Source organism: Streptomyces sp. MUM 203J (assembly GCF_022414595.1).
In the GTDB taxonomy this organism is placed as follows: Bacteria; Actinomycetota; Actinomycetes; order Streptomycetales; family Streptomycetaceae; genus Streptomyces.
The window spans coordinates 1-12,000 of the sequence record NZ_JADWYO010000027.1 but is presented as its reverse complement, the minus strand read 5'-3'; the positions used below and the strand labels follow the sequence as shown (position 1 = coordinate 12,000).

General features: G+C 73.7%; 13 protein-coding genes. 9 read left to right on the top strand and 4 right to left on the bottom strand.

Annotation, left to right across the window (positions count from 1 at the left end; translation table 11 throughout):
• Nucleotides 1-3: 3 nt before the first annotated feature.
• Nucleotides 4-861 (top strand): spermidine synthase, encoded by an 858-nt coding sequence (locus tag I3F58_RS15800; RefSeq protein ID WP_240109243.1) that lies wholly within the window; start codon nucleotides 4-6, stop codon nucleotides 859-861.
• A gap of 41 nt (nucleotides 862-902) precedes the next feature.
• Here I3F58_RS15800 and I3F58_RS15795 read toward each other — a convergent pair whose 3' ends face one another.
• The gene (locus I3F58_RS15795) at nucleotides 903-1,991 is read right to left on the bottom strand and encodes a hypothetical protein (protein ID WP_240109242.1); all 1,089 of its coding nucleotides are present in this window, start codon (nucleotides 1,989-1,991) and stop codon (nucleotides 903-905) included.
• A 139-nt stretch (nucleotides 1,992-2,130) separates the two neighbouring features.
• Between I3F58_RS15795 and I3F58_RS15790 the strand changes: the two genes are divergently transcribed.
• Nucleotides 2,131-2,583 (top strand): DUF4442 domain-containing protein, encoded by a 453-nt coding sequence (locus I3F58_RS15790; RefSeq protein ID WP_240109241.1) that lies wholly within the window; start codon nucleotides 2,131-2,133, stop codon nucleotides 2,581-2,583.
• 202 nt (nucleotides 2,584-2,785) lie between these two features.
• Nucleotides 2,786-3,478, top strand: a complete 693-nt coding sequence (locus tag I3F58_RS15785) for a DedA family protein (protein WP_240109240.1) — start codon at nucleotides 2,786-2,788, stop codon at nucleotides 3,476-3,478.
• Nucleotides 3,479-3,566: 88 nt separating this feature from the next.
• On the opposite strand, the gene I3F58_RS15780 is transcribed toward I3F58_RS15785, so the two are convergent.
• Nucleotides 3,567-4,109, bottom strand: coding sequence for a gamma carbonic anhydrase family protein (locus tag I3F58_RS15780; protein ID WP_240109239.1), 543 nt, complete (start codon nucleotides 4,107-4,109; stop codon nucleotides 3,567-3,569).
• 127 nt (nucleotides 4,110-4,236) lie between these two features.
• Between I3F58_RS15780 and I3F58_RS15775 the strand changes: the two genes are divergently transcribed.
• Nucleotides 4,237-4,983 carry a DapH/DapD/GlmU-related protein gene (locus tag I3F58_RS15775; protein WP_240109238.1) on the top strand — a complete coding sequence of 249 codons (747 nt, stop codon included), beginning with the start codon at nucleotides 4,237-4,239 and terminating at the stop codon, nucleotides 4,981-4,983.
• Between the two features lie 29 nt (nucleotides 4,984-5,012).
• Here the strand turns inward: I3F58_RS15775 and I3F58_RS15770 are convergent, their stop codons facing one another.
• Nucleotides 5,013-5,882, bottom strand: coding sequence for an EamA family transporter (locus I3F58_RS15770; RefSeq protein WP_240109237.1), 870 nt, complete (start codon nucleotides 5,880-5,882; stop codon nucleotides 5,013-5,015).
• Between the two features lie 100 nt (nucleotides 5,883-5,982).
• Here I3F58_RS15770 and I3F58_RS15765 point away from each other — a divergent pair, with 100 nt between their 5' ends.
• Entirely contained in the window at nucleotides 5,983-6,555 is a 573-nt protein-coding gene (locus I3F58_RS15765; RefSeq protein ID WP_240109236.1) for a helix-turn-helix domain-containing protein, read from the top strand.
• A 28-nt stretch (nucleotides 6,556-6,583) separates the two neighbouring features.
• Here I3F58_RS15765 and I3F58_RS15760 read toward each other — a convergent pair whose 3' ends face one another.
• Nucleotides 6,584-7,021 (bottom strand): CoA-binding protein, encoded by a 438-nt coding sequence (locus I3F58_RS15760; RefSeq protein WP_240109235.1) that lies wholly within the window; start codon nucleotides 7,019-7,021, stop codon nucleotides 6,584-6,586.
• Nucleotides 7,022-7,196: 175 nt separating this feature from the next.
• Here I3F58_RS15760 and I3F58_RS15755 point away from each other — a divergent pair, with 175 nt between their 5' ends.
• The 4 genes from I3F58_RS15755 to I3F58_RS15740 form a co-directional block, all read left to right on the top strand.
• Nucleotides 7,197-7,613 (top strand): DUF3291 domain-containing protein, encoded by a 417-nt coding sequence (locus I3F58_RS15755; RefSeq protein WP_240109234.1) that lies wholly within the window; start codon nucleotides 7,197-7,199, stop codon nucleotides 7,611-7,613.
• 22 nt (nucleotides 7,614-7,635) lie between these two features.
• Nucleotides 7,636-8,262 (top strand): YigZ family protein, encoded by a 627-nt coding sequence (locus I3F58_RS15750; RefSeq protein WP_240109233.1) that lies wholly within the window; start codon nucleotides 7,636-7,638, stop codon nucleotides 8,260-8,262.
• A gap of 140 nt (nucleotides 8,263-8,402) precedes the next feature.
• On the top strand, nucleotides 8,403-9,593 hold the full coding sequence (locus I3F58_RS15745) for an exonuclease SbcCD subunit D (RefSeq protein ID WP_240109232.1): 1,191 nt from the start codon (nucleotides 8,403-8,405) through the stop codon (nucleotides 9,591-9,593).
• The coding region (locus tag I3F58_RS15740) for an AAA family ATPase (RefSeq protein ID WP_240109231.1) at nucleotides 9,590-12,000 on the top strand (2,411 nt) is incomplete at its 3' end. The genes I3F58_RS15745 and I3F58_RS15740, both read left to right, overlap by 4 nt.

Sequence of the window (12,000 nt, the reverse complement as noted above, 5' to 3'; positions counted from 1 at the left end):
GTGGTGACCGAGCCCCTGCCCGTACTCCGCGCCGTCGACGGCGGCACCGCCAAGCTCATGCCGGACGTCGACCGGGAGCGGGCCTGGCTGCTGACCGTCGACGGTGCGCCCCAGTCGTACGTCGACCTGGACGAGCCGACCCACCTGGAGTTCGAGTACGCGCGCAGGCTCGCGCATGTCGTGGACTGCGCGCTCGGCGAGGGCCTCCCGCTCGGCGTCGTCCACCTGGGCGGCGGGGCGCTCACGCTGCCGCGCTACGTCGCCGCGACCCGGCCGGGCTCCCGCCAGGACGTCGTCGAGGCCGACCGGGGCCTGCTCGCCCTGGTAGCGGAGCACCTCCCCGTGCCCGAACCCGGACCGGACGGACGGGGCATCCACGTACACGCGGCGGACGCGCGGGAGTGGCTGGAGGAGGCGCCGACGGGCTCGGCGGATCTGGTGGTGGGGGATGTGTTCGGGGGCTCGCGGGTGCCCGCGCACCTCACGTCGGTCGAGTACGCGCGCGAGGTGGCACGGGTGCTGCGGCCGGGCGGGCAGTACGCGGCGAACCTCGCCGACGGCGCGCCCTTCACGTTCCTCCGCTCCCAGCTGGCCACCTTCGGGGCCGTGTTCGAGGAGCTGGCGCTGATCGCGGAGCCGGCCGTGCTGCGCGGACGGCGCTTCGGCAACCTCGTGCTCGTCGCCTCGCACGTCCCGGTGGACACCGCCCGGCTGGCGCGGCTCGCGGCAGGCGATCCGTTCCCCGCGCGCGTGGAGCACGGCCCGGCGCTGATCCGCCTCACCGGAGGCGCGCCGACGGTACGGGACGAAGACGCCGTGGCGTCACCCGTACCGCCCGACGGCGCCTTCGGCATCGGCTGACAGGACCTCCCACGCCGAGTGGCGGGGCCTCTCCCGAGCGGTCAGGAGGCCTCGCCCGAGGCCTCGGCGAGGCGCACCGTGCTGAGGATCTTCTTGATCGTGGCGTCCGGCACCTCGTCCTTGACGCCCTTCGGGGCGTACAGGACCCAGGTCGAGAAGTCCCCCTTGGCGTTCTTGAAGGCGAACGCGATGGACTTGCCGTCGGTCGCGCACTTGTGAGGGTGCTTCAGGCCGTCCGCGCTCGCGGTGGCGACATGGCCCTCCAGGCCGGACGTGCTCGTGTACGCCTCAGCCTTGCTGATCTTGATGTTCTCCTGGGGCTCGCTCTGCGCGTACGCCGCCCAGACCCAGCTTCCGGCGGCGATGCGGGCGGCCTCCTCGGTGTTCTTCGCGCCCTGTGCGCCCTTGGTGCCGGTCGTCGCCAGCTCCCAGCTGTCCTCCTTGCCGTCCTTGTCGTCGTCGTACGTGCACCACTCGCTCTTGAAGTAGGCGGGAGAGGACATGCCCATGCCCTGGAGGAGCGAGCCGTCGCCCTTCTTCTCGTCCTCCAGGCCGATGATCCAGCCGGACCCCTTGACCTCCCAGTCGCCCGGAACGTCGAACACCGTGCCCCACTTGGGGTTGTAGACGACCTTCCAGCCGGAGACGGTCGGCTTCGCGGCCTTGTCACCGCCGCGCGGGTTGTCGACGACGGGAGGGGCGGTGGACGGGTCGGCGGACGCGGACGAGCTCTGTGAGGGCTTCGGGCCGTCGTTCGCGGTCGTCTTCCCGCCGTCGTCACCGAGGACGAGGTACCCGGTCACCCCGGCGGTCACCAGGACGGCGAACGCCGCCGCCGACGCGACGACCGCCGTGGTCCTGCGGTCGCCGCCGTCCTTCCCCGGAGGCGGGGTCGGTGCGCCGGGCTGATGCCCGGGCACGGCGTACTGCGGCACGGTCGGTTGCTGGTAAGGGTTGGGGCTGCCGTACTCCGGCTGCGGCGGCCGGCCGGGCTGAGCCGGTGGCTGGCCGGGTATTCCCGGCTGCTGATACGGGTTCGGCTGCTGATACCCCGGCTGCCGGTAGGGCTGGGGTGTGTTCGGGTCCTGCGGGTTCTGCTCGCCCCCGGGCGGCTGCTGTCCTGGCCACATGGCCAGTAACCATAGAGGGGCGGGGTGATGGGAGTCATGGCCGCCCCGGGCCGGATCACCGGGGAGTGCGGGGGGTCGGGCTCTCCGCCGTCGGCGACAGGGGTTCCCCGCCCTTGCTACTGCCTGGTAACTTCTGGGTATGTCCGACACGCTGCCGAACATCGGCGAGATGCTGCTGGCCACGGTTCCCATGGCCAGGACCCTGAACCTGGAGGTCGTCGAGGCGACCGCCGACCGCGCGGTGCTGCGCCTGCCCGACCAGAAGGACTTCCACAACCACGTGGGCGGCCCGCACGCGGGCGCGATGTTCACCCTGGGCGAGTCCGCCAGCGGCGCCATCGTCATCGGTGCCTTCGGTGACCAGATGGGCCGGGCCGTTCCGCTCGCCGTCCGGTCCGAGATCGCGTACAAGAAGCTCGCGATGGGCGTCGTCACGGCGACCGCCACCCTGGGCCGCACCCGCGACGAGGTCATCGCGGAACTCGATGCCGGGCAGCGCCCAGAGTTCCCGGTCCGTATCGAGATCACTCGCGAGGACGGCGGAGTGACCGGGGAGATGACCATCACCTGGACCCTGCGCCCGAACGCCTGACGGGCCTCCCGTCTCCCGCCCCCGCACCCTTCCGGTGCGGGGGCGGTCGCGTTTCTCCGCGCTGTGTCCACCTGCGGGGCAACCCTCGCGTCCGCCCGGGCGTCTCCTGTGGTGATCCACAGCCGAGGGGTTGTCGGCGGGAACAGGTAGGCTGCCCGCTCCACCCTCGTTCCCGCAGGTCGACACAACGGAGGAACCGGCGTTGCACGTCCAGGAGTGGCTTGAGACGGTGCCACCGCTCAGCATCTACATCCTGGTGGGTGTGGTGATCGGGCTCGAAAGCCTCGGAATCCCCCTGCCGGGCGAGATCGTGCTGGTCAGCTCCGCTCTCCTGGCCTCCCAGCACGGCGAGATCAACCCGTGGGTGCTCGGCGCCTGCGCCACCGCGGGCGCGATCATCGGCGACTCCATCGGCTACGCGATCGGCCGCAGGGGAGGCAGGCCGCTGCTGACCTGGCTGGGCGGCAAGTTCCCGGGCCACTTCAGCGAGGCCAACATCGCGATGGCCGAGCGGTCCTTCGAGAAGTGGGGCATGTGGGCCGTCTTCTTCGGCCGGTTCGTCGCCCTGCTGCGGATCTTCGCGGGCCCGCTGGCCGGCGTGCTGCGGATGCCGTACTGGAAGTTCCTGATCGCCAACGTCTTCGGCGGGATCCTTTGGGCGGGCGGCACGACCGCCGTCATCTACTCGGTGGGGATCGTCGCGGAGGCCTGGCTGAAGCGGTTCTCGTGGGTCGGCCTCGTCCTGGCCGTCGCCGTGGGGCTCACATCGATGCTGGTGATCAAGCAGCGGGCCAAGAAGGCCGCGGCCAGGTCGGCGGCCGAGCGGGCCGCCGCGGCCTTGGACGGTGCCCGGCCGGACCAGGAGTCCGTCCCGGCCGGTGCCTCGAAGGGCTGACCTCACGGGCCCCGAGGGGGTACGGGACCGCTCACCGGTCCCGTACCCCCTCGGGTGCGTCGGGCGGGCTGCCCGCAGGGCCCGGCCCTCAAGCGGCGCCGTGCGCCTCGCGGTGGGCGCGGGCGAGGTCCCCGTACATGGCGGCGTTCAGCCGGATGCCCTCGCGCTCCTCGGCCGTCAGCTCCCGCCGCACCTTCGCGGGCACCCCCGCGACCAGCGACCCGGGCGGGACCCGCATCCCCTGCGGGACAAGTGCCTGTGCGGCGACCAGCGAGCCCGCGCCGATGTGCGCGCCGTTCAGGACCGTGGCGCCCATGCCGACCAGCACGTCGTCCTCGACGGTGCAGCCGTGCAGGACCGCGTTGTGCCCCACCGAGACCCGCGCGCCCACCGTCACCGGGAAGCCCGGGTCCACATGCACGGTGCAGTTGTCCTGGATGTTGCTGTCCTCACCCACGGCGATCGGCCCGCAGTCGCCGCGCAGCACCGCGTGGTACCAGACGCTGGAGCCCGCCGCCAGCGACACCTCGCCCACCACCACGGACGTCGGCGCGGCGAAGGCGCTGTCGTCCACCTCCGGCGCCTTGCCGCCCACCGCGGTGACCAACGCCTGCTCCCGCTGTTCGCTCATCCTCAGCTCCTCGTACGTCGTCGCGCCACGGGAACCGTATGCGACGCGGCACACCGCCCCCGCGGTGGGGCGAACATCACAGCGTCCGGCTCCCGTCAGCGATGATCAGGGCCACTAACGTGTCCGGGTGTCCAGGAACAGAAACACGTTCTCGCTCTCGTCGCTCGCCGCGTGGCGGCGCCGCGCGCTCTCCCGTGCGGTGCACCGGGGCTGGCGCTGGGCGCAGGAGCACGGGGCCGTGACCGCCGAGCGGCCGGGGCCGACGCGGTTCCGGCGGATCGGCGCGGGCACGAAGCTGGCGTTCCCTCAGGGCACGGTGTTCGGTGAGCAGTGGATCGAGCTGGGGGAGTGCTGCATCATCGCGGAGCAGGTCACGCTCAGCGCCGGGATGCTGCCCGGGCTCGACCTGGGGCCGGATCCGGTGGTCACCCTCGGCAACGGTGTCGTGCTCGGACGCGGCAGCCATGTGGTGGCGGACGCCCCGGTGACGATCGGTGCGGACACCTTCTGCGGGCCGTACGTCTACATCACCTCGACCAACCACAGCTATGACGATCCGCACGAGCCGGTCGGGCGGCAGTGGCCGCGTTCGGCTCCGGTCGAGATCGGTCCCGGCTGCTGGCTCGGCACCGGCGCGGTGATCCTCCCGGGTGCCCGGCTGGGCCGCAACGTGGTGGTCGCGGCCGGAGCCGTCGTGCGGGGCGAGGTCCCCGACCGCGCGGTGGTCGCCGGAGCGCCCGCCCGGGTCGTACGGCGCTGGGACCCGGACGAGGGATGGCAGCCGCCGCTGCGCACCCCCGCGCCCGAGCCGATACCCGGGCATGTGACGGCCGCTCAGCTCGCCGCGCTGGCTCACTGGCAGCAGCAGGCCTGAGCCGCCGGTTCCCGCCCGGACCGGAGGCGTCAGCCCGACGCGAGCAGCACCGAGCCCGCCAGGGCCAGCCCCGCACCCGCCGCCTGGACCGCACGCAGGCGCTCCTTCAGGACACCGCGCGCCGCCAGAGCCGTCACCACCGGATAGAGGCTCGCCAGCACCGCCGCCACCGCCACCGGACCGCTCTGCGCGGCGATCGCGTACGTACCGTTCGCCGCCACGTCCGCGAGGCCGACGAACGCCAGCGCGGGCAGCGAGGCCCACAGCACACGCGGACCGCCGCCGTCCTCCGGCAGCGCCCGCCCGCCGCGCCGCACCGACACCCACAGCGCCGCACCGCCGACCGCGACATTGGTCACCCGCTGCACGAACAGCGCCAGGAACAGCCCCGTGACCGTCGTCGAGGCCTCCGCGATCAGCACCATGACCCCGCCGAACCCGAACGCGGCGATCAGTGTGAGCAGGACGGTCTGCCGCTGCACCGGCGCCCCGCGCAGCTCCGGCCCGCCGGCCAGCACCACGCCCGCCACCGCGACGCCCACCCCGGCGAACTGGAGGAACCCGGGCAGCTCGCCCGCGAACAGGCCGGCCGAAACGGGCACGACCACGCCCAGCGAGGCGAGCGGGGACACCACGCCCATGGGGCCCATGGCCAGCGCCTTGTAGAAGGCGAGCATCGCGACGGGCCCGAGCAGGCCCGCGCCGACCGCGAACCACAGCCGTGGTCCCGCCTCGCTCCAGCCCCCGGTGGCCACCACGACCGCCCCGAGCACCACGACGGCGACGGTCTGGGAGGCGGCGACGACGGTCAGCGCCGGTATCCGGCGGGTGAGCAGCCCGCCGCCGAAGTCGGCCAGCCCCCACAGCAGGCTGGTGGCCAGGGCGAACAGGGCGGTCATGGTGCCTCGCAGTACAGTGCGGTGAACGGTGAATAGCGTGCGGTGAACCACACCGTAGTTCACTCTATTGAACTCTGTCATCCAGAATATTGGACGGAACGTGTCTGACCTCGATCAGCTCACCCAGGCGCTCGCCCGTAACCTCAAGCGCTGGCGCGGTGAGCGGGGCTTCACGCTGGATGCGCTCGCCGCCCGCTCCGGGGTCAGCCGGGGCATGATCATCGCGATCGAGCAGGCGAGGACCAATCCCAGTGTCGGTACGACGGTGAAGCTCGCGGACGCGCTGGGGGTCTCCATCACGACCCTCCTGGACTTCGAGAGCGGCCCGCAGGTCCGCCTGGTGTCGCCCGATCAGGCGGTCCGCATGTGGTCCACCCCGGCGGGCAGTCATACCACCCTGCTGGTCGGCACCGAGGCCCGCGGCCCGCTGGAGCTGTGGGCCTGGTCCCTGATGCCCGGTGACGCCAGCAGTTCCGATCCGCATCCGGAGGGCACGACGGAGCTGCTGCATGTGACGGCGGGTGAGCTGACCCTCGTCGTCGACGGGGTGGAACACCGGGTTCCTGCCGGGGTGTCGGCCGTCTTCGAGTCGAATGTCCCCCACGCCTACCGCAACGACGGTGACGGGCCCGTCGAGATGACCATGGCGGTCTCGGTCCCGCCGGTCCGCTGAGGGCGGAGGCGGCCGGAGCGGTGGCGGCTTACCGCAGGCCGTGCACCTCGATGGCCGGGCAGCGGTCCATCACCATGTCCAGGCCCGCCGCGCGCGTGCGCGCGTAGGCCTCCTCGTCGATGACTCCCAGCTGGAACCACACGGCCTTCGCCCCCTTCGCCACTGCCTCGTCCGCGACGGTGCCGGCCAGTTCGCTGCGGACGAAGACGTCCACGACGTCGACGGGGAAGGGGATCTCGGCCAGGGAGGTGTATCCCTGCTCCCCGAGGACCGTCTCCGCCTTCGGGTGCACGGGCACGATCCGCTTGCCGAGCCGCTGAAGCACCTGGGCCACGCCGTAGGCCGCACGGGAGCGGTTGCCGGACAGCCCCACGACGGCCCAGGTGTCCCCGAGGCCGGTCAGAATCCTGCGGACCGTCTCCTGCTCGCCGCCGTCCGCCGTCCCGGCCTCGCTCTGTGCGGTCATGGTGTCGCCTCCTGTGTGCTGATCGCTCTGGGGAAACCGTCCGGTGGGGTGCCTGCATTCCGGGGAGGGCGGTTGCCGACTCAATTGGAGAGTGGCACTATCTATTTATGGATAGTGCCACTCTCTAATTTGTGTGTGCGTCCTCGGATCCACCCTGCCTGTGAGGAGCCCTCGTATGCCCACCCTTCCCTGGACCAGCCCCAACCCCGCCCCGCCCCACGTCCCCGCCTTCGTCATGGCCTCCCGCTTCGAGGTCCGCTCACTCCGGCACGTTCCGCGGTTCTTCCTCAGGTCCCTGGCGGCCTGGCGCCAGGTCAACCGGGCGCCCGGCGTCTACGGCGCCTCCCTTGTGGCCCGGCCCCTCAAGCGCACCTTCTACACGCTGTCCGCGTGGCGGGACCGCGACGCCCTGTACGCCTACGCCAAGGCCGAACCGCACCGCGGCATCATGCGGGAGCTTCGGGCGACGACGCGGGACTCGGCCTTCACCTTCTGGGAGGTGACCACCGACGAGCTCCCGCTCGCGTGGGACGACGCACTGCGCCGCCTGGACCTGCAGTCCCCGTCCCAGGGCTCCGCGACGGACGGGTAGGCCGAGCCGTTAGGGTGGCGGAATGCAGGAGCAGTACCTGACGGTGGCGCGTGAGGGCGTACACGAGTCCGAGATCAACCGGTCCCGCTTCATCTGCGCGCTCGCCCCCGCCGCGACGGAGCAGGAGGCGCAGGACTTCGTCGCCCGCGTCCGCCGGGAGCACCCCACGGCCACTCACAACTGCTTCGCCTACGTCATCGGCGCCGATGCCTCCGTGCAGAGGGCAGGCGACGACGGAGAGCCGGGCGGCACCGCGGGTGTACCCATGCTCCAGATGCTCACGCGCCGCGAGGTCCGGTACGTCGTGGCCGTCGTCACCCGCTACTACGGCGGCGTGAAGCTCGGCGCCGGCGGGCTGATCCGCGCGTACGGAGGCGTCGTGGGGGAGGCCCTGGACGCGCTCGGCACCGTCACCCGCCGCCGCTACCGGCTCGGCACGGTCACGGTCGACCACCAGCGCGCCGGGAAGCTCCAGAGCGACCTGCGCTCCACCGGGAGGGCCGTCCGCGACGTACGGTACGGGGACGCCGTGGAGATCGAGATCGGCCTGCCCGACGCGGACGTCGACGCCTTCCGCCGCTGGCTCGCGGACGCCACCGCCGGAACAGCTGCCTTCGAACCCGGCGGCGAGGCGTACGGGGAGACCTGAACGGCCCGCCCGGTCCCTGGCGGCCGGGCGCCCCGCCCCGGTGGACGCCGCACGGATCGGTGCCCGGTCGCCGTGGGCGCCGCCGGCCGGTCCGTCCGAACCGCACCCGTTGTCAGACTCTCCCGCTACCCTCACCGATCATGAGACTCCTGCACACGTCGGACTGGCACCTGGGACGGTCCTTCCACCGCGTCGGCCTGCTCGACGCCCAGGCAGCCTTCCTCGACCGCCTCGTGGCCGTGGTGCGGGACCGCGACGTGGACGCGGTCGTCGTCGCGGGGGACATATACGACCGAGCCGTGCCGCCCCTGGCCGCCGTGGAACTCTTCGACGCAGCCCTGCACCGGCTCGCGGACGCCGGTGTCCCCACGGTGATGATCTCCGGCAACCACGATTCGGCACGCCGCCTCGGCGTCGGCGCGGGGCTGATGGAGCACGCGGGCATCCACCTGCGCACCGACCCGGACGGCATCGGCGTCCCCGTCCTCCTCCGCGACGGGCCGCACGGCGAGGTCGCCTTCTACGGCCTCCCCTACCTCGAACCGTCCCTCGTACGCGAGCGGTTCGGCACCCGCAGGGCCTCCCACCAGGCCGTCCTCACCGCGGCCATGGACCGGGTCCGTGCCGATCTGGCGATCCGCCCGGCCGGCACGCGCTCCGTCGTCCTCGCGCACGCCTTCGTCGCGGGCGGCGAACCGAGCGACAGCGAGCGGGACATCACCGTCGGCGGTGCCGCCGCCGTGCCCGCCGCCGTCTTCGACGGCGTCGACTACGTGGCCCTCGGGCACCTGCACGGCAGCCAGCGACTCACCGAGCGGGTGCGCTACTCGGGTTCCCCGCTCGCGTACTCCTTCTCCGAGTGGCGGCACCGCAAGACGATGTGGCTCATCGACCTCGGTCCCGCCGGTGAGATCGACGCCGAGCGGATCGACTGCCCCGTGCCCCGGCCGCTCGCCCGGATCCGAGGCACCCTCGACCGGCTCCTCGACGACCCGGCGCTCGGTCCCCACGAGGACGCGTGGGTGGAGGCCACCCTCACCGACGCCGTACGGCCCGCCGACCCCATGGCCAGGCTCACCGAACGGTTCCCGCACACCCTGAACCTCGTCTTCGAGCCCGAGGGCGACGGCGACGACCCCGCGCACCTCTCGTACGCCCGCCGTCTCAGGGGCCGCACCGACCACGAGATCGCGGAGGACTTCGTGACCCACGTCCGGGGCGGCGCGGCCCCCGACCTCCGTGAGAAGGCCGCGCTCCAGGGCGCCTTCGAGGACGTACGCGCCGACCTCGCCGCCCGTGAGCGCGAGGCGTCCCGTGAGGTGACCCGATGAGGCTGCACCGGCTCCACGTCACCGCCTTCGGCCCCTTCGGCACCCGCCAGGACATCGACTTCGACGCCCTGTCCGCCGCCGGGCTCTTCCTCCTCCACGGCGCAACCGGTGCCGGCAAGACATCCGTACTCGACGCCGTCTGCTTCGCCCTGTACGGCTCCGTGCCCGGCGCCCGGCAGTCGCCCGGCGCCCCGCTGCGCAGCGACCACGCCCCCGGCGGCACCCCCACCGAGGTGGTCCTCGAACTGACCGTGGCGGGACGGCGGCTGCGGCTCACCCGGCGCCCCGCCCAGCCCCGTCCCAGGAAGCGCGGCGGCGGCTTCACCACCGAGAGGGCCCAGTCACTCCTGGAGGAGCAGGACCCCGAGACGGGTGTCTGGGCCGGGCTCAGCCGTTCGCACCAGGAGATCGGGGAGGAGATCGGCCAGCTCCTCGGCATGAACCGGGAGCAGTTCTGCCAGGTCGTCCTGCTGCCCCAGGGCGACTTCTCACGTTTCCTGCGCGCCGACGCCGAAGCACGGGGCAGGCTCCTCGGGCGGCTGTTCGACACCCGCCGGTTCGCCGCTGTCGAGGAGCGCCTGGCCGAGCTGCGGCGAGGCGCCCAGAAGCAGGTCGAGGCAGGCGACCAGCGGCTGCTCGCCCTCGCACACCGCATGGCGCAGGCCGCCGGAAACGCCGCCCGCGGCTGGCCCGCCGCTGAGGGCTCCCCCGGCGAACCGGGGCTCGCGGAGGCCGTGCTCGTCTGGGCGGCCGTCGCCCGGTCCGGTGCCCGGGAGGCCCGGGACGCCGCCGGACTCGCCCTGCTCGACGCCGAGTCCCGGCAGGCCGCCGCCCACCATGCCCTCGACCAGGAGCGCGAGCGAGCGGCCCGCCGCGGTCAGTACGAGGACGCCCGGCGCCGCGCCGCCGACCTGGAGGCCCGGCGCGGCGAACGCGACGCCTGGGAGGCCCGGCTCGAGGAGGCCGACCGTGCCGAGCGGGTCGCCGGGCCGCTCGCCCTGCGTGCCGACGCCGAGCGTGAGCACGGCGCCGCCGAGGCCGCGCACGCGCATGCGAAAGCAGCGCTGCCCGACGCCCTCTCCCAGGCCGGAACCGACCGGCTCGCCGCACTCGACCGCTCCCTCCGACAGGACCTCGCCGGACTGGAGGCCGCCGCGCTGGCGGAGCGGCGCCGTGCGGAGATCGTCCACGAGCGCGCCGAACTCGACCGGCAGGCCCGCGCCGACGACGAGATCCTGCACGAGGCCGCCACCTGGCTGGACGGCTGGGAGGCCCGGCGGGGCGTCCTCCAGGAGCGGCTGGACGCCGCCCAGGAGGCCGCGACCCGCGCCGAGCATCTGGCGGGGCGGCTGGCCCCGGCCCGCCGCCGACTGGACGCCGCCCGCCGCCGTGACGCCCTCGCCGTCGACGTACAGGCGGCCGAGGCCCGCCTGACGGCTGCCCGGGAGGAAGCCAACCGCGCCCACGAGACCTGGCTCGACCTGCGGGAACGTCGACTGCGGGGCATCGCCGCCGAACTCGCGGCCGGGCTCACCGACGGCGACCCGTGCGCCGTCTGCGGCGCCACCGACCACCCTGCCCCGGCCCGCCCCGCGGACGGCCACGTCGACCGGGCCGCCGAGGACACGGCGTACGAGACCCACACCCGCGCCGACACCTCCCGCACCACCGCGGAACGGCAGCTGGCCGTCCTGCGCGAGAACTTCACCGCGGCGGCCGCGGAAGCCGCGGCCCCGGAACCCGGCACGGGCCCGGAGCAGGGCGACGGCCGGGCGGGCGGCACGGACGCGGGGCGTGGCGCGGGCGCCCCTCTCGTCGCGCCCACCGTCGCGGAGCTGGGCGCGGCCGTGGACGCACTGGAGCGGGAGCGCGACCGGGCCCGGGCGCTGGCGGGGGGCACCCACGCCGTACGCGAGGAGCTCGACCAGGCCGAGCGGGAGCACGTGCGGCGGCTTCAGGAGCGGCAGCAGGCCGAACTGCGCGCCGCCGCCCGTACCTCCCGCCGCGAGGCGCTGGACCAGCAGCAGTCCGTGCTCGACGCAGACCTGGCCCGGGCCCTGGGCGAGGGCGGCGGCACCGTCGCGGAGCGGGCCGCCGTCCTGGAGCGGCGCATCGCCGCCGTCGCCGCCGCCCACGACGCCGTACGTGCCCTGGAGGAGGCCGCCCGGCGGCTGCAGGAGGCGGACGGCAGGCTCGCGGAGGCCGCGTACAAGGCCGGTTTCGCCACCCCGGACGCCGCGTCCCGCGCGCTCCTGGACGACGGGCGCAGGCGGGAGTTGCGGCACCGGCTCGACACCTGGCAGGCGGAGTCCGCCGCCGTCCGGGACCGGCTCGCCGACCCCGGCACCCCACGGCCCCGCCGCTTCGAACCCCTCACCACCGACGAAGCCCGCCAACTCCTCACCGC

What these genes read in the sequence shown, in the direction of transcription:
- I3F58_RS15770 (WP_240109237.1), bottom strand. Translation starts at nt 5,882, where the DNA reads ATGACCGCCCTGTTCGCCCTGGCCACCAGCCTGCTGTGGGGGCTGGCC.
- I3F58_RS15745 (WP_240109232.1), top strand. Translation starts at nt 8,403, where the DNA reads ATGAGACTCCTGCACACGTCGGACTGGCACCTGGGACGGTCCTTCCAC.
- I3F58_RS15755 (WP_240109234.1), top strand. Translation starts at nt 7,197, where the DNA reads ATGCCCACCCTTCCCTGGACCAGCCCCAACCCCGCCCCGCCCCACGTC.
- I3F58_RS15790 (WP_240109241.1), top strand. Translation starts at nt 2,131, where the DNA reads ATGTCCGACACGCTGCCGAACATCGGCGAGATGCTGCTGGCCACGGTT.
- I3F58_RS15780 (WP_240109239.1), bottom strand. Translation starts at nt 4,109, where the DNA reads ATGAGCGAACAGCGGGAGCAGGCGTTGGTCACCGCGGTGGGCGGCAAG.
- I3F58_RS15795 (WP_240109242.1), bottom strand. Translation starts at nt 1,991, where the DNA reads ATGTGGCCAGGACAGCAGCCGCCCGGGGGCGAGCAGAACCCGCAGGAC.
- I3F58_RS15750 (WP_240109233.1), top strand. Translation starts at nt 7,636, where the DNA reads ATGCAGGAGCAGTACCTGACGGTGGCGCGTGAGGGCGTACACGAGTCC.
- I3F58_RS15760 (WP_240109235.1), bottom strand. Translation starts at nt 7,021, where the DNA reads ATGACCGCACAGAGCGAGGCCGGGACGGCGGACGGCGGCGAGCAGGAG.